Source organism: Streptomyces sp. NPDC005423 (assembly GCF_040606415.1).
Taxonomy (GTDB): domain Bacteria; phylum Actinomycetota; class Actinomycetes; order Streptomycetales; family Streptomycetaceae; genus Streptomyces.
Genome location: NZ_JBEXET010000007.1, coordinates 116,825 through 136,736, shown reverse-complemented (window position 1 = coordinate 136,736; position 19,912 = coordinate 116,825). Strand labels below are relative to the sequence as shown.

At 70.6% G+C, this 19,912-nt stretch carries 15 protein-coding genes and 1 pseudogene; all 16 read right to left on the bottom strand.

Annotation, left to right across the window (positions count from 1 at the left end; all coding sequences use genetic code 11):
- Window positions 1-180: 180 nt before the first annotated feature.
- Window positions 181-1,500, bottom strand: a complete 1,320-nt coding sequence (locus ABZT12_RS11650; RefSeq protein WP_356381196.1) for an MraY family glycosyltransferase — start codon at window positions 1,498-1,500, stop codon at window positions 181-183.
- Window positions 1,501-1,665: 165 nt separating this feature from the next.
- Window positions 1,666-2,904 (bottom strand): serine hydroxymethyltransferase, encoded by a 1,239-nt coding sequence (gene glyA / locus ABZT12_RS11645; protein WP_356381193.1) that lies wholly within the window; start codon window positions 2,902-2,904, stop codon window positions 1,666-1,668.
- A gap of 95 nt (window positions 2,905-2,999) precedes the next feature.
- The gene (locus ABZT12_RS11640) at window positions 3,000-3,668 is read right to left on the bottom strand and encodes a protein-tyrosine-phosphatase (protein ID WP_356381190.1); all 669 of its coding nucleotides are present in this window, start codon (window positions 3,666-3,668) and stop codon (window positions 3,000-3,002) included.
- The gene (locus tag ABZT12_RS11635; protein ID WP_356381187.1) at window positions 3,665-4,312 is read right to left on the bottom strand and encodes an L-threonylcarbamoyladenylate synthase; all 648 of its coding nucleotides are present in this window, start codon (window positions 4,310-4,312) and stop codon (window positions 3,665-3,667) included. The genes ABZT12_RS11640 and ABZT12_RS11635 overlap by 4 nt, the downstream gene beginning before the upstream one ends.
- A gap of 52 nt (window positions 4,313-4,364) precedes the next feature.
- A complete protein-coding gene (gene prmC, locus ABZT12_RS11630; protein WP_356381184.1) occupies window positions 4,365-5,210 on the bottom strand; it encodes a peptide chain release factor N(5)-glutamine methyltransferase in 846 nt (281 codons plus the stop codon).
- 37 nt (window positions 5,211-5,247) lie between these two features.
- Complete coding sequence (gene prfA / locus ABZT12_RS11625) at window positions 5,248-6,324, bottom strand: peptide chain release factor 1 (protein ID WP_356381181.1); 1,077 nt, start codon at window positions 6,322-6,324, stop codon at window positions 5,248-5,250.
- Between the two features lie 106 nt (window positions 6,325-6,430).
- Window positions 6,431-6,655, bottom strand: a complete 225-nt coding sequence (gene rpmE, locus ABZT12_RS11620; protein WP_356381178.1) for a 50S ribosomal protein L31 — start codon at window positions 6,653-6,655, stop codon at window positions 6,431-6,433.
- A 139-nt stretch (window positions 6,656-6,794) separates the two neighbouring features.
- The gene (locus ABZT12_RS11615; protein WP_356381175.1) at window positions 6,795-7,931 is read right to left on the bottom strand and encodes an LCP family protein; all 1,137 of its coding nucleotides are present in this window, start codon (window positions 7,929-7,931) and stop codon (window positions 6,795-6,797) included.
- A gap of 210 nt (window positions 7,932-8,141) precedes the next feature.
- Window positions 8,142-9,958, bottom strand: a pseudogene (locus tag ABZT12_RS11610) (trypsin-like serine protease).
- 161 nt (window positions 9,959-10,119) lie between these two features.
- Window positions 10,120-12,249, bottom strand: a complete 2,130-nt coding sequence (rho, locus tag ABZT12_RS11605; protein ID WP_356381172.1) for a transcription termination factor Rho — start codon at window positions 12,247-12,249, stop codon at window positions 10,120-10,122.
- Window positions 12,250-12,660: 411 nt separating this feature from the next.
- The gene (gene thrB / locus ABZT12_RS11600; protein WP_356381169.1) at window positions 12,661-13,590 is read right to left on the bottom strand and encodes a homoserine kinase; all 930 of its coding nucleotides are present in this window, start codon (window positions 13,588-13,590) and stop codon (window positions 12,661-12,663) included.
- Between the two features lie 238 nt (window positions 13,591-13,828).
- Complete coding sequence (gene thrC / locus ABZT12_RS11595; protein WP_356381166.1) at window positions 13,829-14,887, bottom strand: threonine synthase; 1,059 nt, start codon at window positions 14,885-14,887, stop codon at window positions 13,829-13,831.
- A 6-nt stretch (window positions 14,888-14,893) separates the two neighbouring features.
- Entirely contained in the window at window positions 14,894-16,186 is a 1,293-nt protein-coding gene (locus tag ABZT12_RS11590; protein ID WP_356381387.1) for a homoserine dehydrogenase, read from the bottom strand.
- 208 nt (window positions 16,187-16,394) lie between these two features.
- The gene (lysA, locus tag ABZT12_RS11585; RefSeq protein ID WP_356381163.1) at window positions 16,395-17,786 is read right to left on the bottom strand and encodes a diaminopimelate decarboxylase; all 1,392 of its coding nucleotides are present in this window, start codon (window positions 17,784-17,786) and stop codon (window positions 16,395-16,397) included.
- Window positions 17,787-17,853: 67 nt separating this feature from the next.
- Window positions 17,854-19,026 carry an ArgS-related anticodon-binding protein NrtL gene (gene nrtL, locus ABZT12_RS11580; RefSeq protein WP_356381161.1) on the bottom strand — a complete coding sequence of 391 codons (1,173 nt, stop codon included), beginning with the start codon at window positions 19,024-19,026 and terminating at the stop codon, window positions 17,854-17,856.
- A gap of 190 nt (window positions 19,027-19,216) precedes the next feature.
- Window positions 19,217-19,801 (bottom strand): response regulator, encoded by a 585-nt coding sequence (locus tag ABZT12_RS11575; protein WP_356381384.1) that lies wholly within the window; start codon window positions 19,799-19,801, stop codon window positions 19,217-19,219.
- Window positions 19,802-19,912 lie beyond the last annotated feature (111 nt).

The window sequence follows — 19,912 nt, the reverse complement described above, 5'->3', positions numbered from 1 at the left end:
GGGTTCTCGTGAACCGTATCACAAACTATTTGATGCGGTCTTTACCTAGATGGTGTGCTCGCCGTCACACATGAGAGTGAAGCTGCCCGTCTGTGCAGGAACACGGCCGACTTGTCTGGTATTGGGCTGTTTCGTACTCCCACGAGATGGCAACGCTTTAGTCAGATTCTTACCTTGCCGTCAGCGCGACGACTCGGCCTGGCCACGGTCCAGCAGCCGCGAACGCGCGCCGATGGCCGTCGCACCGTTGACTCCCGCCACTCCGGCCCCAATCGGGGTACGGGGTTCCGCCTCCGCGGCGGCCGGCTCCGCCGGCGGCTCGACCACCGCACCACGACGGCGATAGCGCGGCGGCACGAACTGCTCGGCCCAGCGCGGGGTCCGGGGCGCGAAGCGCGGCAGCAGCAGCAGCCCCAGACCGATCGCGCTGAGGATGACGATGCCGAGGACGATCCACATGGACGCCGAGTTGACCGAGTAGGAGAGCGCCCCGAACGCGATCAGCGCCGACCAGAAGTACATGATCAGCACCGCCCTGCTGTGCGAGTGGCCGATCTCCAGGAGCCGGTGGTGCAGATGGCCGCGGTCGGCGGCGAACGGCGACTGGCCGCGCCAGGTGCGGCGCACGATCGCCAGCACCAGGTCGGCGGCCGGGATCGCGATGATCGTCAGCGGCAGCAGCAGCGGGATGTAGACCGGCACCGTCTGGTGCACGGCCGCCTTCTCCGAACCGGCGAACAGCTTCAGCGCGTCCGGGTCGACCTGTCCCGTGATCGAGATCGCGCCCGCGGCCAGCACCAGACCGATGAGCATCGAGCCGGAGTCGCCCATGAAGATCCGCGCGGGGTGCATGTTGTGCGGCAGGAAGCCCAGGCACATGCCCATCAGGATCGCCGCGAACAGGGTGGCGGGGGCGGCGGCCTCGATGCCGTACGAGTACCAGATCCGGTAGGCGTACAGGAAGAACGCGGCGGCCGCGATGCACACCATGCCCGAGGCCAGCCCGTCGAGGCCGTCGACGAAGTTGACCGCGTTGATCGTGATGACGACCAGAGCGACCGTCAGCAGGGTGCCCTGCCACTGGGTCAGCGCCACGTTGCCGATGCCCGGGATGGGCAGCCACAGGATCGTCAGACCCTGCATCACCATCACGCCGGCGGCGATCATCTGGCCGCCCAGCTTGATCAGGGCGTCGATCTCGAACTTGTCGTCCAGGACACCGATCAGCCAGATCAGGGCGGCGCCGGAGAGCAGGGCGCGCGGTTCGTTGGACTTGGCGAAGACCTCGTTGAGGTTGGTCAGATGGTCGGCGACCAGCAGACCGGCGCAGAGCCCGAAGAACATGGCGATCCCGCCGAGCCGCGGAGTGGGCTCCCGGTGCACGTCACGGGCCCGGATCTCCGGCATCGCCCCGGCCACGATCGCGAACTTCCGCACCGGCCCGGTCAGCAGGTACGTCACCGCGGCCGTGATGCAGAGCGTCAGCAGGTATTCACGCACAGGCTTCCCCACAGGTCTCGCTGGCCATCTCAGCCCCACACCCTAGCGACGGACGCATATGGTTGGGGACTTCCGGGTAGCGAAGATGGTTGCACGGGTGGCTGTGCACGAGGTCTCACCCCGTCGCAAGGCGGTATCACGCTACGACGGTGCGGCTACCCCTTCTCAGCCGGGATACGGAAGAAATCTACCGGTCAGCTCGCGCACCCGGTCACGCGCCGCCCTTCCCCCGGCCTCCTCGCGCAGTACGGCACCGAGAAGTCCGGCGATCCAGGCCATCTCGCGCTCCCCCATCCCCTGCGTGGTCACCGCGGCCGTGCCCAGCCGCAGTCCGCGCGCCTCGCCACCGGGCAGGGCGCAGCAGTCCAGCACCAGCCCGGCGGCGGCCAGCCGGCCCCGGGCGGTGCGTTCGTCGACGCCGAGGGGGGCGGGGTCGGCGGTGATGAGGTGGGTGTCGGTCCCGCCGGTGCTGACGGCGAGCCCCTCGGCGGCCAGTCCGGCCGCGAGCACCCGGGCGTTGGCGACGACCTGGTGGGCGTAGACCGAGAAGGCGGGCGTCGCCGCCTCGCCGAACGCGACGGCCTTGGCGGCGACCGTGTGCATCTGCGCGCCGCCCTGCGTGAAGGGGAACACCGCCCGGTCGACCCGCTCGGCCAACTCGCCGCCGCACAGGATCATCCCGCCGCGCGGCCCGCGCAGCACCTTGTGGGTGGTGGCGCAGACGATGTCCGCGTACGGCACCGGGTTCGGCGCCGCTCCCCCGGCGACGAGCCCGATGGGGTGGGCGGCGTCGGCGATGAGATGCGCGCCCACCTCGTCGGCGACCTCGCGGAAGAAGGCGTGGTCGAGGTGGCGGGGGTAGGCGGTGGAGCCGCAGACGATCGCCTTGGGCCGGTGCCTGTGGGCCAGCGCGCGCACCTGGTCGTGGTCGACGAGCCCGGTCTCCGCGTCCAGGCCGTAGCCGACGAAGTCGAACCAGCGGCCGGAGAAGTTGGCGGGCGAACCGTGGGTGAGGTGGCCGCCGTGCGCGAGGCCGAGGGCGAGCACGGTGTCGCCGGGGCGCAGCAGCGCCGCGTAGGCGGCGAGCACCGCCGAGGAGCCGGAGTGCGGCTGCACGTTGGCGTGCTCGGCACCGAAGAGCGCCTTCGCCCGCTCCACGGCGACGCGCTCGGCCATGTCGGCCAGTTCGCAGCCGCCGTGGTGGCGGGCGCCCGGGTAGCCCTCGGCGTACTTGTTCGCCAGCGGCGAGCCGAGCGCGGCCAGTACGGCGGGCGAGGTGAAGTTCTCGGCGGCGATCAGCTGAAGCGTCGTCGACTGCCGCTCCAGCTCCCCCGTCAGGATCTCGGCCAGCTCCGGATCCTGCCGGCGCAGGACGCCGGTCTCAAGACTGTGCGCGACCGACATGACGGACTCCGTGGCATCGACGGTGACACGTCCAATGTAGGCCCGGCCCCGACGGCACGCTCGGCTACCGGGCCGCCCCCGCCCGCCCGACCCGGTCAGGTCTTCGCGGGCACCCCTGTCAGCGCCGTCACCACCGGATCCAGCGCCTGATGTATCTCGTCCCCGATGGAACGGAAGAACGGCAACGGGGCACCGTAGGGATCGAAGACCTCGTCGGCCTCCGCGGTGGGGGCGAGGAGCCAGCCGCGCAGGGCCGCCGCCGCGCGGACCAGGGCGCGGGCGCGGGGCACCATGCCGTCCTCCAGGGGCGGCAGGGTCGCGGTGTCGATCGCCTTCACCAGGCGGGTGAACTCCTTCAGCGTGAAGGTGCGCAGGCCCGCCGAGTGGCCCATCGAGATGACCTGGGCCCGGTGGTCGCGCGTCGCGGTCAGCACCAGGTCGGCGCGGATGACGTGCTCGTCCAGCAGCTCGCGCCCGGTGAAGCCGGAGGGGTCCGCGCCGAAGTCGGTCAGGACGGTCTCCGCGTTGGCCTCCATGGGCGCGCCCTCGTGCCCCCAGGTACCGGCGCTCTCCACGATCAGGCCGCCCCACAGCGGGTCGCCGAGCCGGTCCGCGAGGGCATGCCGGGTCAGCCGCTCGGTGATCGGCGAGCGGCACACGTTGCCGGTGCTGACGTGGAGGATGCGGAAGCTGTCCAGAGGGAGCCCGAAGGTTCCCGTGACTTCCCCGTTGCCTATGCCACGCCCCGCGTCAGGGGCTGTCAATTCGCCACCTCGAGGTCGGGTACGACCTTCCGCAGCTCCTCGGCGGAGATCGCGCCCTGGCGCAGCAGCAGGGGCACGTCACCGGTGACGTCGACGATGGAGGACGGCACGTTGCCGGGGGTCGGGCCGCCGTCGAGGTAGACGGAGACGGAGTCGCCCAGCATCTGCTGCGCCGCGTCGCAGTCCTCCGGCGCGGGGTGTCCGGTCAGGTTCGCCGACGACACGGCCATCGGGCCGACCTCGGTGAGCAGTTCGATGGCGACCGGGTGCAGCGGCATGCGTACGGCGACGGTGCCCCGGGTGTCGCCGAGGTCCCACTGGAGGGACGGCTGGTGCTTGGCGACGAGCGTGAGGGCGCCCGGCCAGAACGCGTCGACGAGTTCCCAGGCCAGCTCGGAGAAGTCCGTGACGAGGCCGTGCAGGGTGTTCGGGGAGCCGATGAGCACGGGGGTGGGCATGTTGCGGCCCCGCCCCTTGGCGTCGAGCAGGTCGGCGACAGCCTCCGAGGAGAACGCGTCCGCGCCGATGCCGTAGACGGTGTCGGTCGGCAGCACCACCAGTTCGCCCCGGCGGACGGCGGACGCTGCCTCGCGCAGACCGGTCGTGCGGTCGGTCGCGTCGTTGGTGTCGTATCGCCGTGCCATGTCTAGCGGGCCTCCTCGTACACGTACTGCGGGCATGGAGTGCGGGGCGTGCTCACGGCAGAGCCCTGCGGGCGGTCGCGAAGCGCGGCCGGTTGTTGAGGTCGGGGTGGTCGGCCGCGTCGGCCCAGCCCCGCTCCTCGGTGAAGATCCACGGCACCTGGCCGCCCTGGGTGTCGGCGTGCTCGACGACGACGACGCCGCCGGGGCGCAGCAGCCGGTGCGCGGTGCGCTCCAGGCCGCGGATGAGGGAGAGGCCGTCCTCGCCGGAGAACAGGGCGAGTTCGGGGTCGTAGTCGCGGGCCTCGGGGGCGACGTACTCCCACTCGGTCAGCGGGATGTACGGCGGGTTGGAGACGACCAGGTCGACCTGGCCGTCGAGGTCGGGGAAGGCGTCCAGGGCGTCGCCCTGGCGCAGGTCGACCCTGGAGCCCTCCATGTTCTTGCGGGTCCACCGGAGGGCGTCCTCGGAGAGCTCCACGGCGTGCACGCGCGAGCGCGGCACCTCCTGGGCGAGGGCGAGCGCGATGGCGCCGGAGCCGGTGCACAGGTCCACGATGAGCGGCTCCACGACGTCCATGGCGCGCACGGCGTCTATGGCCCAGCCGACGACCGACTCGGTCTCCGGGCGCGGCACGAACACCCCCGGCCCGACCTGGAGTTCCAGATACCGGAAGAAGGCCCGGCCGGTGATGTGCTGGAGGGGTTCGCGCTGTTCGCGGCGCGCGATGACCTCCCAGTAGCGGGCGTCGAAGTCCACGTCCTTCACGGAGTGCAGCTCGCCCCGCTTCACACCGTGCACGTACGCGGCGAGCTCCTCCGCGTCGTTGCGCGGCGAGGGCACGCCGGCGTCGGCCAGCCGCTGGGTGGCCTGGGCCACCTCCGCGAGCAGCAGGTTCACGCTGGTCCTCCGGTAGGTCGTACGGGGCGTACGGGGATTACGCGGCCGCCAGCTTGGCGGCCGAGTCCGCGTCGACACAGGCCTGGATCATCGCGTCGAGGTCGCCGTCCAGCACCTGGTCCAAGTTGTACGCCTTGAAGCCGACGCGGTGGTCCGAGATGCGGTTCTCCGCGAAGTTGTACGTACGGATCTTCTCGGAGCGGTCGACGGTGCGGACCTGGCTGCGGCGGACGTCGGCGGCGTTCTTCTCCGCCTCCTCCTGTGCCGCGGCGAGCAGCCTGGAGCGCAGGATACGCAGTGCCTGCTCCTTGTTCTGCAGCTGGCTCTTCTCGTTCTGGCAGGAAGCGACGACTCCGGTGGGAATGTGCGTGATGCGCACCGCGGAGTCGGTCGTGTTGACGGACTGGCCGCCGGGTCCCGAGGAGCGGTAGACGTCGATGCGGAGGTCGTTGGGGTTGACCTCCACGTCGACCTCCTCGGCCTCCGGGGTGACCAGCACGCCCGCCGCCGAGGTGTGGATACGGCCCTGGGACTCGGTGGCGGGCACCCGCTGCACGCGGTGCACCCCGCCCTCGTACTTGAGCCGGGCCCACACGCCCTGGCCGGGCTCGGTGGCGCCCTGGCCGCCCTTGGTCTTCACGGCGACCTGGACGTCCTTGTAGCCGCCCAGCTCGGACTCGGTGGCGTCGATGATCTCGGTCTTCCAGCCGACCCGCTCGGCGTAGCGCAGGTACATGCGCAGCAGGTCACCGGCGAAGAGGGCGGACTCGTCGCCGCCGGCGCCCGCCTTGATCTCCAGGATGACGTCCTTGTCGTCGCTGGGGTCGCGCGGGACGAGAAGGAGGCGCAGCTTCTCGGTGAGCTCCTCGCGGTGCTTCTCCAGCTCCTTGACCTCGGCGGCGAACTCCGGGTCCGTGGCGCCGAGTTCGCGCGCGGTCTCGACGTCGTCGCCGGTCTGCTTCCAGGAGCGGTACGTGGCGACGATCGGCGTGAGCTCGGCGTAGCGCTTGTTCAGCTTGCGCGCGTTGGCCTGGTCGGAGTGGACCGACGGGTCGGCGAGCCTCTTCTCCAGATCGGCGTGCTCGCCGATGAGTTCCTCGACGGCCTCGAACATCTTGGGCTCCTGAAATGCGTGACGAAGGGAAGGCGGGCGACCAAAAACGCCGGTCCCGGCCGCCCCCGGGAAGGGGCGCGGCCGTGGACCGGCGAAAGGGGGCTCGCTACTTCTTGGAGCCGGCGGCAGCCTTGCCGAAGCGGGCCTCGAAGCGGGCCACGCGGCCACCGGTGTCGAGGATCTTCTGCTTACCCGTGTAGAACGGGTGGCACTCGGAGCAGACGTCGGCACGGATCGCGCCGCTGGTGATCGTGGAGCGGGTGGTGAACGACGCGCCACAGGTGCAGCTGACCTGCGTCTCGACGTACTCGGGGTGGGTGTCGCGCTTCAAGGTGTCTCCTAGTTTCGGGAGGGTGCCGGGTCGCCGCCGCGGGATGCGGGGGCGTGAACCGGGACCGATGGACCAGTTTGCCAGCACTGGCGCCATCCCCCAAAACGGGGTCCGCCCGCGTTCTATTCCCCGGGCACGTTCACGAGGAGGTGATGACGCCCCTGGCCTCGCCGGTCGCCGTGCCCTTCGTCGCCGACGCGGGGATCGCGCGGTCGTTCTTCAGGGCGTTCCAGACCTGCCGTGCCTTGGTCTTCTCGACGATGACGCGGTTGGGGTCGGCCGGGTCGTACTCGACCGGCATCGTCACCATGGCCATGTGCGAGGAGCTGATGCCCTTGAGGCCGTCGGCGAAGGACGTGAGGGAGTTCACCGTGCCGAGGTCGGAGTCGGTGGTGACGGCCTTGGTGGCGGTGTCGGCGAGGTCGTAGAGCCGGGTCGGGCTGGTCAGGACGCCGAGATGCTTGACCTGGTTGACCAGGGCCTTGATGAACGCCTGCTGGAGCTGGATGCGGCCGAGGTCGGAGCCGTCGCCGACGCCGTGCCGGGTGCGGACCAGGCCGAGGGCCTGTCGGCCGCCGAGGGTGTGCGTGCCGGCCTTGAGGTCGAGGTGGCTCTGCGGGTCCTTGATGGCCTTGGTCGTGGTGACCGGGACGCCGCCGAGGTCGTCGATGAGCTTCTCGAAGCCGGCGAAGTCGACTTCGAGGTAGTGGTCCATGCGCAGCCCGGTGACGGACTCGACGGTCTTCACCGTGCAGGCGGCGCCGCCGGTGGAGTACGACTCGTTGAACATCACGCCGGTCGCGGCGTCATGGGTGACGCCCTTGGTGTCGGTGCACCGGGGGCGGTCGACGAGGGTGTCGCGCGGGATGGAGACCACGCTCGCTCTCTTGTGGCCCTGGTAGACGTGCACGATCATCGCGGTGTCGGAGCGGGCGCTGCCGTCGTCGGTGCCGCCGCCGAGCTTCTTGTTGGTGCCGGAGCGGCTGTCGGAGCCCAGGACCAGGATGTTCTCGGAGCCGTTGTCGACCTTGACCGGGCGGTCGCTGCCGAGCGCCTGGTTGATGTCGACGCTCTTGATGTTGCCGTTGAGCTTGAAGTACAGGTAGCCGGCGCCCGTGCCGCCGAGCAGGACGATGCCCGCCGCGGTCCAGGCGGCGATCAGCAGCCCCTTGCGGCGCGGGCCGCGCGTCTTCTCCGTGCCCGGGGCGCGGTGGCGCGCGGCACTGGTGCCGTCCTTGCCCGGTATGCCGGGCTCCGGCGTGCTCTCGGCGGACATGTGCTCCTCGAATCTCGTCCCGGTCGGTTACCCCTTGCTTCCGGGGTCAGGCCTCGGTCGGGCCGACGGCCGGTACCGCACCATCGTCACTCCGCCACGTCAGACGGGGAAACCGGGGAAAGGGTTGCACAACGCAGCGTGCCCATCGCGTACGGCGATGGGCACGCTGCGTCACGGGCTCAGCAAGAGCGAACCCGCTCACCTGCTGGTTCAGCCGAAGATGTCGTACTGCTTGGCGTCGGTCGCGACCGAGATCCTTGTGGCGAAGATCTCGCTGGTCGCCTTGCCGGTGCCCTTGTACAGGTACAGCGTCCCCGACGGTGTGCGGGCCAGGAAGTCGGCCTTGCCGTCCCCGGTGACGTCCCCGACGGCGTCGAAGGCGTTGTAGGTGGAGCTGCTCCAGGTGCGCACCTTGACCCGCGCGGAGAAGACACCCGAGCCGGACTTGCCGGTGCCCTTGTAGAGGTAGACCGTGCCGTCGCTCTTGCGCGCGAGCAGGTCCGCCTTGCCGTCACCGGTGAAGTCCCCATGTCCGCGAAGGGAGTTGTACTGGTTCCAGCCCGTGCCGACCTTCACCCGGGCCGCGAAGGTGCCGTTGCCCTTGCCGGGGTAGATCCACAGCGTGCCGCCGGAGTCGACCGACAGCAGGTCGGGCAGGTAGTCGCCGGTCACGTCACCGGGGACGACGACCCGGGTACGGGACTTCCAGTCGCTGAGAATCTTCGTCTGCGACCAGGAGCCGGAGGCGATCACGTAGTGCATCCAGTACATGTCACCGCTGGTGCTGTCGCGGACGACGAGGTCCTGGATGCCGTCCCGGTTGAGGTCGGTCTGCAGGACGACGTTGACGCCGTTCCAGTCGCCCCAGGACTGACGGGCGCCGAACGAGGTGCCCTTGGAGTCCTTCTCGTAGCCGGTCTTGGTGGACGCGTTGCGCACCCACAGGTCGGCCTTGCCGTCGGTGTAGCCGAGGTTGGTGTCCTCGATCTGCGGATAGGCGGCACCGACGTAGGTGCTGACCTTGGTGAAGACGCTGTAGGCGCCCTTCTCGACGCAGTCCAGCACACCCCAGGACACCACGCCCACGATCCGGCCGCCGACGACCAGGGGGCCACCGGAGTCGCCGTTGCAGGCGGTGGTGGTGCCGGTGTCGCTGCCGGTGGCGGGCTTGCCCGCGCAGACCATGTGTCCCTTGACGAAGTCGCTGCCGTAGGCGCCGGCGCAGGTGGTGTCCGACTGGATCGGCAGGGTGGCCGTCTTCAGCGTCTGGGAGATGTCCTGCGAGGTGGAGCTGGTGCGGCCCCAGCCGTAGACCTTGGCGCCCGCCGCGGCGGTGCCCGTGTACGACGCGGTGTCGGTCGACGTCGTCATACGGATCGGGGTGGCCTTGACGGGGGCCGCCAGGGTGAGCACCGCGATGTCGTTGTTGATGGTGACCGAGCTGTACGACGGGTGGTTCCACTGGCGCAGCACCGCGGTGGCGGTACCGCCGTGCAGGTCGGTGTTGTCGTCGGCGTCGCTGGTCGGCAGCTGCGCGGTGCCGGTGACGACCGCGCCGTACTCGCTCCAGTCGTAGCCCTTGACGCAGTGCGAGGCCGTCAGGATCTTCGTGGGCGAGATGACCGAGCCGCCGCAGAAGAAGCCGAGGTCGTCGGCGGTGGAGGCGGTGCCCTTGTCGTCGTAGTACCAGAGCTGCGCCGCGCCATCCAGGGCGCGGTGCTGATGGTGGTCGTAGTGCCACCGATGATCTTCGGGTCGACCGAGGCGCCGGCGGTGCTCGCGCTCAGGGACGACTTCTTGCTGCTCTGCCCGGCGGTGTCGTCACCGGCCAGGGCGCCCGCGACCCGCTTCTCCAGCGTGGCCAGCGAGGTGGTGGCGACGGCCGGCCTGACGGTCGGCGTCGGCAGCGCGGTGGCCGCGCCGGCGGAGCTCGACAGCAGCGCGGCGGTGACGGCCGCGACCACCCCGGCGGCCGCGACGGGCAGGGCGAAACGTATCCGGCGTCTGTGACGACCGCCCCCGGGCATGGCTGTACCCGCTCAAGTCCCCCCTCGGGATAGGAAGTTCGGGATCCGAAGGTCCCACTCGGAATCGAAAAGAGATCCGAAGTGCGCGATCGTACAGCCTGCCGCCGACAACGCGCAGGGCCGCCCCCGTCACCGGGAGCGGCCCTGCGTGCTGGTTGACCTCAGTCGTTGCCGTTGCCGGGCGTCGGGGTCGTCTTCTGGATCTGGAGCAGGAACTCGGCGTTCGACTTCGTCTGCCGCATTTTGTCGAGCAGCAGCTCGATCGCCTGCTGCTGGTCGAGCGCGTGCAGCACCCGGCGCAGCTTCCAGGTGATGGCCAGCTCGTCGCTGCCGAGCAGGATCTCTTCCTTACGGGTACCGGACGCGTCCACGTCCACCGCCGGGAAGATGCGCTTGTCGGCGAGCTTGCGGTCGAGCTTGAGCTCGGCGTTGCCGGTGCCCTTGAACTCCTCGAAGATGACCTCGTCCATGCGGGACCCGGTGTCCACCAGGGCGGTGGCGAGGATGGTCAGCGAGCCGCCGTCCTCGATGTTGCGGGCCGCACCGAAGAAGCGCTTCGGCGGGTACAGGGCGGTCGAGTCGACACCACCGGACAGGATGCGGCCGGAGGCCGGGGCCGCCAGGTTGTACGCACGGCCCAGCCGGGTGATCGAGTCGAGCAGGACGACGACGTCGTGCCCGAGCTCCACCAGCCGCTTGGCGCGCTCGATGGCGAGCTCGGCGACGGTGGTGTGGTCCTCGGCCGGACGGTCGAAGGTCGAGGAGATGACCTCGCCCTTGACCGAGCGCTGCATGTCGGTGACCTCTTCCGGACGCTCGTCGACCAGGACGACCATCAGGTGGCACTCGGGGTTGTTGTGCGTGATCGCGTTGGCGATCGCCTGCATGATCATGGTCTTGCCGGTCTTCGGCGGGGCCACGATCAGACCGCGCTGGCCCTTACCGATCGGCGCGACGAGGTCGATGATGCGGGTGGTGAGGACGCCCGGGTCGGTCTCCAGGCGGAGCCGGTCCTGCGGGTAGAGCGGGGTGAGCTTGTTGAACTCCGGGCGCCCGCGCCCGGATTCGGCCGCCATGCCGTTGGCGGAGTCCAGCCGGACCAGCGCGTTGAACTTCTCGCGGCGCTCGCCGTCCTTGGGCTGACGGACCGCTCCGGTGACGTGGTCGCCCTTGCGCAGGCCGTTCTTGCGGACCTGGGCGAGCGAGACGTAGACGTCGTTCGGACCGGGCAGGTAGCCGGACGTACGGATGAACGCGTAGTTGTCGAGGATGTCGAGGATGCCCGCGACCGGGATCAGGACGTCGTCGTCGGCCAACTGCGGCTCGTTCGCGGTGAATTCGTCACGGCCGCGACGGCCCCGACGGTCGCGGTAACGGCCACGGCGCCCGCGCCGCCCGCCATCGAAGTCGTCGTCGTCCTGCGGGCCGTTGTCCCGCTGCTGACGGTCCTGACGGTCCTGACGTTCCTGACGGTCAGGGCGGTCCTGGCGGTCCTGACGGCCACCGCTCTGCTGCTGACCGCCCTGCGCCTGACCACTCTGGCCGCTCTGGCCCTGCTGGCCGCCGCCGCGCTGCTGCTGGCCGCCCTGCTGCTGCTCGTCACCCTTGCGACGGTCACCGCGGTCACGGTCACGGCCGCCCCGGTCGCGGTCCCGGCGGTCACGGCGGCCCTGACGGCCCTCGCCGTCCCCGTCGGACTGCGCCTGCGCGGACGTCTCGGACCTGGCCTCGCCCTTCGCCTCGGCGGTCACGGTCTCGGGGCTGCCGGCCTCGGCCGTGGCACGGCGCCGACGGCGCTCCGACGGGGCGTCGTCCGCCCCGTGCTCGGCCTCTCCGCCACGCTCGGCCGCGCTCGCACGCGACGGCCCCCCGGCGGGCTGGCCGGGAATCTCGATCTGCTGGACCACGGCCTTCTCGGCGGCGACCTTCTCCGCCTTCTGCTCGGCGGGGGCGGCCGTCTCGTCGCCCGTACGGGTCTTGGAGGTGGCGCGACGCCTGGGCTTGGTCTCGCCGACGGCGGCGGTCTCGGCCTTGGCCGGAGCGGCCTGGGAGGAACTCCCGGCCTGCGCCTCCTTGATGACCTCGATCAGCTGGCTCTTGCGCATCCGCGCGGTGCCCCTGATCCCGAGGCCGGATGCGACCTGCTGGAGCTCGGCCAGCACCATGCCGTCGAGGCCGGTACCGCGGCGCCGCCGGGAGCCTGCACCGGTGGCAGGCGCGGAGGCGTCCGTGGCGGGCGCGGCAGCGGTCTCCTCGACACGCGCGCCCATCAGATCGGTGGTGTCGCTCACGAAGGGTCCTTCCCTGGAGCGGACGTCGGCCTGTCTGGCACGGCGACCGGTTGTGCTGTCCGGCTTCGGTTCTTGCTGTGCGAACCGTGCCGGGGCGGTGGTCCGCCGAAGCGGCGGAAGAGATTTCTGGTGACGACGCTTCCCGAGGCGATGACACGCGCTGTCCGTGTCATGTGGCTTGGTCGCGCCTGTTCCGGAGCGTGCCCGGCGAACCGCTCAGTGCCCGCGTACGGCGTACTGCCCGCGTACGACGAACGGAACACAGTGCGGCTTGGGAGGCTCCCGGAAGAATGTGTGTCCCGGACGGGGACAACAAGCACCTCGCCGTGGTGGGGTCGGGTGCAGACTTGAGATTAACACTACCGGATCCAACAAACATTCCCCCTCTCGAAATCCGGCAACCGGACGCTTTTAGGTGTCACGTGAGTGCGCCAGCGGCAGCACGCTCGCCCCCTTGGCGTCCAGGTCCAGCCGGTTGGCGGCCCAGCCCTGACCTGCCAGATGAGCCACCTTGTCGGCGCTGTCGGCATCGGCCAGCGCCAGTACGGTCGGTCCCGCGCCGGAGATCACGGCCGGAACTCCGTCCGCCCTCAGCCGGTCCACGAGCGCCGCGCTCTCCGGCATGGCGGGGGCGCGGTACTCCTGGTGGAGGCGGTCCTCGGTGGCCGGCAGCAGCAGCTCGGGGCGGCGGGTGAGAGCCTCGACGAGGAGTGCGGCACGGCCCGCGTTGGCGGCGGCGTCGACGTGCGGCACGGAGCGCGGGAGCAGTCCGCGCGCGGTCTCGGTGAGTACCGGTTTCCCGGGCACGAAGACCACCGGGACGACCGAAGCGGCGGGCTCCATCCTGATCGCCCGCGCGGCGCCGTTCTCCAGCCAGGAGAGTGTGAAGCCGCCCAGCAGACAGGCCGCCACGTTGTCGGGGTGGCCCTCGATCTCGGTGGCCAGCTCCAGCAGCGCGGTGTCGTCGAGCCGGGAGTCGCCGCCTATGGTCACGGCGCGCGCGGCGACGATCCCGGCGCAGATCGCGGCGGACGAGGAGCCGAGGCCGCGGCCGTGCGGAATGCGGTTGGCGCAGACGATCTCCAGGCCGCGCGGCTGACCGCCCAGCAGGTCGAAGGCGGTGCGCAGGGCCCGTACGAGCAGGTGGCTCTCGTCGCGCGGGAGGGTCTCGCCGCCCTCTCCGGCGATGTCGATGTGCAGCCCCGAGTCGGCCACCCGGACGACCACGTCGTCGTAGAGCCCCAGCGAGAGGCCGAAGGCGTCGAAGCCGGGGCCGAGGTTGGCGCTGGTAGCGGGGGTGCGCACCCGTACGGCGGCGGCGCGGAAGGCTGGACCGGCCATCGCTCGATGACTCTCCTTGAGCTGCGGGACTGTCGAAGATGTTCGATAGGTGTCTGAGGACCCTAGGGCCGCGGAGACGACGCGGCGCCCGGCCATGCGCATGGGCATATGCGGCGGGCGGGTTCGGTACAGCCTATCGAAGGAAGGTTCCGTGGCGACATAGGGCGCACAGGAGGCGCACGATGCGTGTCGTAAGCCCCCTGTGCACCCCCGGCGGGGAATCCCCGCCGGAGTCGGCTTATGCCAGGCCGAGACGTTCGGCGGCGGCCGTCGCGTCGACCGGGACGGTGACCGGCTGCGGCGCTCCGGCGACGGCCCAGTCGGGGTCCTTGAGACCGTTTCCGGTCACCGTGCAGACGATGGTCTGGCCCGGGTCGACCTTGCCCAGCTCGGCCGCCTTGAGCAGACCGGCTACAGAGGCGGCCGACGCGGGCTCGACGAAGACACCCTCCTGAGCGGCCAACAGCCGGTAGGCGCGCAGGATCTCACGGTCCGTCACCTCGTCGATGAACCCGCCGGACTCGTCCCGCGCGGCCAGCGCGTACTGCCAGGACGCGGGGTTGCCGATACGGATCGCGGTGGCGATCGTCGAGGGGTCCTTGACGATCTCGCCGCGCACGATCGGCGCGGAGCCGGAGGCCTGGAAGCCCCACATGCGCGGGGTCCGGGCGGCGATCCCGTCGGCGGCGTACTCGGTGTAGCCCTTCCAGTACGCCGTGATGTTGCCCGCGTTGCCGACCGGCAGGACGTGGATGTCGGGCGCGTCGCCGAGCATGTCGACGATCTCGAAGGCGGCCGTCTTCTGGCCCTCGATGCGCACCGGGTTGACCGAATTGACCAGCGCCACAGGGTAGTTGTCGGAGAGATCGCGCGCGAGGGTGAGGCAGTCGTCGAAGTTGCCGTCGACCTGGAGGATCCTCGCGCCGTGCACGAGGGCCTGGCCCATCTTGCCGATCGCGATCTTGCCGCGCGGCACGAGGACCGCGCAGACCATCCCGGCGCGTACGGCGTAGGCGGCGGCGGACGCGGAGGTGTTGCCGGTGGAGGCGCAGATGACGGCCTGCGCGCCCTCCTCCTTGGCCCGCGTGATGGCCATGGTCATACCGCGGTCCTTGAAGGACCCGGTGGGGTTGGCGCCCTCCACCTTGAGGTGGACCTCGCAGCCGGTGCGCTCGGAGAGCACCCGCGCGGGCACGAGGGGCGTACCGCCCTCGCGGAGGGAGACGACCGGCGTGCTGGCGGATACCGGCAGCCTGTCCCGGTACTCCTCGATGATTCCGCGCCACTGGTGGGTCATTGCTGGTTACTCTCCTTCAACCCGCATGATGCTGGCGACACCCCGCACGGTGTCGAGCTTGCGCAACGCCTCGACGGTGCCGGTGAGGGCGGCGTCGGAGGCGCGGTGCGTGACGACGACAAGGGATGCCTCGCCGTCCTTGCCCTGCTGTCGAACCGTATCGATCGACACCCCGTGCTCGGCGAACACGGTGGCGACCTGGGCCAGAACACCCGGTTTGTCGGCGACGTCGAGACTGATGTGATAGCGCGTGACGACCTCGCCCATCGACGACACGGGCAGCGCCGCGTACGCCGACTCGCCGGGCCCGGTCGTTCCGTTGAGCCGGTTGCGGCACACCGCGACGAGGTCGCCGAGCACGGCGGAGGCGGTGGGCGCGCCGCCGGCGCCGGGGCCGTAGAACATCAGCTGCCCGGAGGCGTCCGACTCGACGAACACGGCGTTGTAGGCGCCGCGCACGGAGGCCAGCGGGTGGACCAGCGGGATCATGGCGGGGTGCACGCGCGCGGTGACGGACGCGCCGTCCCTGGCCCGCTCGCAGATGGCGAGCAGTTTGATGGTGCAGCCCATGTTCCTCGCCGAGGCGAAGTCGGCGGCGGTGACCTCGGTCATGCCCTCGCGGTAGACGTCGTCGAGGCGCACGCGCGTGTGGAAGGCGATGCCGGCGAGGATCGCGGCCTTGGCGGCGGCGTCGAAGCCCTCGACGTCGGCGGTCGGGTCGGCTTCCGCGTACCCGAGGGCGGTGGCCTCGTCGAGGGCCTCCTGGTAGCCGGCGCCCGTGGAGTCCATCTTGTCGAGGATGAAGTTGGTCGTCCCGTTGACGATGCCCAGCACCCGGTTGACCTTGTCACCGGCGAGCGACTCGCGCAGCGGCCGGATCAGCGGGATGGCACCGGCGACGGCGGCCTCGTAGTAAAGGTCCCTGCCGTGCTGTTCGGCGGCGGCGTGCAGGGCGGCGCCGTCCTGGGCGAGCAGCGCCTTGTTGGCGGAGACGACGGACGCGCCGTGCTCGAAGGCGGTGGTGATGAGGGAGCGCGCGGGCTCGATCCCGCCGATGACCTCCACCACCACGTCGATGTCGCCGCGCTTGACGAGCGCGGTGGCGTCGGTGGTGATGAGGGCGGGGTCGATGCCCTCCCGGACCTTGGACGGCCGCCGGACGGCGATGCCCGCCAGCTCGATCGGGGCGCCGATGCGGGCGGCGAGGTCGTCGGCGTGCGTCGTCATGATGCGCGTGACCTCTGAGCCGACCACTCCACAGCCCAGCAGCGCCACCTTCAGCGGACGCGTACGCATCATCCGACCTCGTTTCCTCATACCGTCAACGGTGGGTCCAGTCTCACTCACCGGACGGGAGTTTCTGCCCATCGTCCGGATCGTGAGACATCTATTTCATTTCGACGGGCCCGCACGACGGAAGATCTTCCGCGGATCTTCCGCCGCGCGCTCCTGCGTCGTGCGCCTTGCACCTCGCACCCCGCGCCGGGACGACCCGGGCAGGGGCGGGTCAGCCCACGTCGAGGAGCAGCAGGTCCTCCTCCGTCTCCCGGCGGACGATCACCCGGGCCTCGCCGTCCCGCACGGCGACGACCGGCGGCCGGAGCACATGGTTGTAGTTGCTGGCCATCGAACGGCAGTAGGCACCCGTCGCGGGCACGGCGATCAGGTCACCCGGCGCCAGGTCAGCCGGCAGGAACGCGTCCTTGACCACGATGTCCCCGCTCTCGCAGTGCTTGCCCACCACCCGCACGAGCATGGGCTCGGCGTCCGAACTCCGCGACACCAGCGCCACGCTGTACTCGGCGTCGTAGAGCGCGGTCCGGATGTTGTCGGACATGCCGCCGTCCACGGAGACGTACGTCCGCAGCCCGTCGAGGACCTTGACCGTGCCGACCTCGTAGAGCGTGAACGCGGTCGGCCCGACGATGGCGCGTCCGGGCTCGACGGAGATCCGCGGGGTCCGCAGCCGGGCGGCGTCGCACTCACGGGTGACGATCTCGGTGAGCGCCTTGGCGATGTCGTGCGGCTCGCGCGGGTCGTCGTCGCTGGTGTACGCGATGCCGAGGCCGCCGCCCAGGTCGATCTCGGGCAGCTCGACACCGTGCTCGTCCCGGATGTCCTTGAGCAGCCCGACGACCCGGTGGGCGGCGACCTCGAAGCCGGACATGTCGAAGATCTGCGACCCGATGTGCGAGTGGATCCCGATCAGCTCCAGCCCGTCGAGCTGCAACGCCCGCCGCACCGCCTCGGCGGCCTGCCCCCCGGCGAGCGGAATCCCGAACTTCTGGTCCTCGTGGGCGGTGGCGATGAACTCGTGCGTGTGCGCCTCGACCCCGACCGTGACCCGGATCTGCACCCGCTGCCGCTTCCCCAGGGAGTGCGCGATGTGCGCGACCCGCACGATCTCCTGGAAGGAGTCGAGCACGATCCGCCCGACCCCGGCGCGCACCGCCCGCTCGATCTCCTGCGTGGACTTGTTGTTGCCGTGCAGCGCGATGCGGTCGGCGGGCATACCGGCCGAGAGCGCGGTGGCCAGCTCCCCGCCGGAACACACGTCGAGGTTGAGCCCCTCCTCGTCCAGCCACCGCACGACGGCCCGGGACAGGAACGCCTTGCCGGCGTAGAACACGTCGGCGTCCTCCCCGAACGCGGTACGCCACGCCGCCGCCCGCGCCCGGAAGTCGGTCTCGTCGAGCACGTAGGCGGGCGTGCCGAACTCCTCGGCGAGGGTCTTCACATCGATCCCGCCGACGGTGGCGACCCCGTCACCGTCCCGGCCGACGGTCTGCGCCCAGACCTTGGGGTCGAGCGCGTTGAGGTCGGCGGGCGGCGCGGAGTAGTGCCCCTCGGCCAGCACATCGGCGTGACGGGGCCCGGCGGGGTGTGCGGAACGACTCATATCGCCTATCTCTTCTTAACTCTTGGCTCTTCTTGACTTTTCTTGTCTCTTCTTTTTTGAACGGCGCTCAGAGACATTCGGGCGCGTCGATGCCGAGCAGGGCCAGGCCACCGGCGAGCACCGCCCCGGCGGCTTCGGCAAGCGCCAGCCGGGCACGGTGGGCGGCCGAGGGTTTCTCCCCGCCGAGCGGCAGCACCGAGGAGAGCACCGGAAGCGTCACATCGGCGACGGCGACAAGCTGACGCACCAGCCGATCAGGAGCCCGCCGACCCGCGGCCCGGGCGAGAACCCGGGGATGCTCGCCGAGAAGGACGAGAAGGGCATGTTCTACGGGTGCGGGGTGCACCGGGCGTGCCGCTTGTGCTGGGTGCCCGTCCTCTACGTTCTCCACGTCGCCGGGTTCGGGGGTGAAACCGAGGTCGGAGGCGTTGCGCAGGGCGGCGCGGGTGCGGGCGTGGGCGTAACGGACCCGGAAGAGCGGGTTGGACTCCCGCTGGACGAGGAGCTCGGCGGTGACGTGCGGCCGGTCGTGCGGGGCGGAGCACAGAAGCGCCCAGCGGCCGGCGTCACGACCGAGGGCGAGTACGTCACGGGCCTCGGCCGCCGGCACGGGCCGCACGTCGACATCGAGCGGGGCGGGGTCGTCCACGGTGCCGTACGCGTCGACGCCGACCCCGAGAACGTCGACCCACTCCGGCTCCGGCCGGGCGACGCAACCGGTACGGACGAGGGCGCCCTGAGAACGGAGGAGGCGCGCGATGACATCCGTGACGACGAGAGCGCGGAGGTCGTGGGGGGCGCGGAGGTGGATCGGCCGGGGGGTGGGGGTAGGGGTGCCGGCTTGGCCGGTGGGGGCCGAGGCGGTGGTCTGCCCGAGGGGCCGGGGGGCGAACCCGTAGCGGGGTCCCTGGCGCAGGATCTCCTCGACGAGCGCGGCGGAGGCGGTACCGCGCAGACCGGCGTCGAGGCTGATGTTGAGGAACCCGGGCCCGGTGATCTCGACACCGGCGACACCGCGCGCATCGGCGAGATACGGCCGCAGCACCTCGGCGACCCGGCGCGGGGGCATCCCGGCCGGACGGGCCAGCTGGAGCGCGATGGTGGTGGCGTAGTCCCCGCACCCACCCGGCCCCGGCACGTCGACCAGGACCCGCTCGGGCACCGCCACCGCCAGCTCCCCGCCGTCGACAGCACGACGCACCGCGCGCAGCACGGTACGGGAGAGCTCGACGGGGGTCACGAGACCAGGGTATGGGAGGAGGGGGGTGGGTATGCGAGCCGATTTGACGGGGGTCCGGGATGTGGACAGCAGTGCGGGTGAGAGGGAGCGGACTGGGCTCTGCTCGACCGGGTCACGGCTGCTCCACCGCTGATATGAGCCGAGGACGGCAGACCGGAACCGGAGCAAACCGCTCCGACCGCGCTGGGGCTCAGCTCCCCGTACGTCCGGCCGCCCGCTCGACATCCTCGGCCCGCTGCACGTGCTCCACGTCCGCAACGGGCTCGGGGTCCTCGGCAGGCTCCCGCTCACCCTCCCCCTCGACCTGACCGCCCCCGAAAGACACCGCGCTCCCCGGTTCACGCCCGCGCTGCCCACGCTCGATCAACTGCTGTACGAGCGCGACGAGTTCAGTGGGTTCGAAGGGCTTGGCGAGAAAGGCGTCGACGCCGACGTCGAGTCCGTTCTCGACCTCGAACTGGGTGCAGGCGCTGACGATGGCGACGGGAACATCACGAGTACGGGGATCGGCCCGGAGCAGAGCGGCGGTCCGCAGCCCGTCGAGCCGAGGCATGACCACGTCGAGGGTGACCACGTCGGGCCGCACCTGATGAACGATATCCAGACACTCGGCACCGTCAGCGGCGGTCACGACCTCGATGCCCTCCAGCTCGAGATTGACCCTGATCAGCTGCCGGATGACCTTGTTGTCGTCCACAACAAGCACCCGGCCCGACGCGCCTGGCACAACTCGAGAGTAGGTCGGGACCGGCCACCGCGTCCGGGTTTTCCCCACTTCCACCCCGTGCGAGCGAACGACCCCCCGCCCGACCCCCCAAAACCCGTTCCTGACCACCCCGAAGCTACTGGTAGTGTTCTACCCGTCGCCGCGCACCACGCGAGACAC

Coding starts and splice junctions, on each gene's coding strand:
- glyA (WP_356381193.1), bottom strand. CDS start 2,904: ATGTCGGTCGCGCACAGTCTTGAGACCGGCGTCCTGCGCCGGCAGGAT.
- ABZT12_RS11635 (WP_356381187.1), bottom strand. CDS start 4,312: ATGGCACGGCGATACGACACCAACGACGCGACCGACCGCACGACCGGT.
- prfA (WP_356381181.1), bottom strand. CDS start 6,324: ATGTTCGAGGCCGTCGAGGAACTCATCGGCGAGCACGCCGATCTGGAG.
- ABZT12_RS11615 (WP_356381175.1), bottom strand. CDS start 7,931: ATGTCCGCCGAGAGCACGCCGGAGCCCGGCATACCGGGCAAGGACGGC.
- thrB (WP_356381169.1), bottom strand. CDS start 13,590: ATGGCCGGTCCAGCCTTCCGCGCCGCCGCCGTACGGGTGCGCACCCCC.
- thrC (WP_356381166.1), bottom strand. CDS start 14,887: ATGACCCACCAGTGGCGCGGAATCATCGAGGAGTACCGGGACAGGCTG.
- ABZT12_RS11590 (WP_356381387.1), bottom strand. CDS start 16,186: ATGATGCGTACGCGTCCGCTGAAGGTGGCGCTGCTGGGCTGTGGAGTG.
- lysA (WP_356381163.1), bottom strand. CDS start 17,786: ATGAGTCGTTCCGCACACCCCGCCGGGCCCCGTCACGCCGATGTGCTG.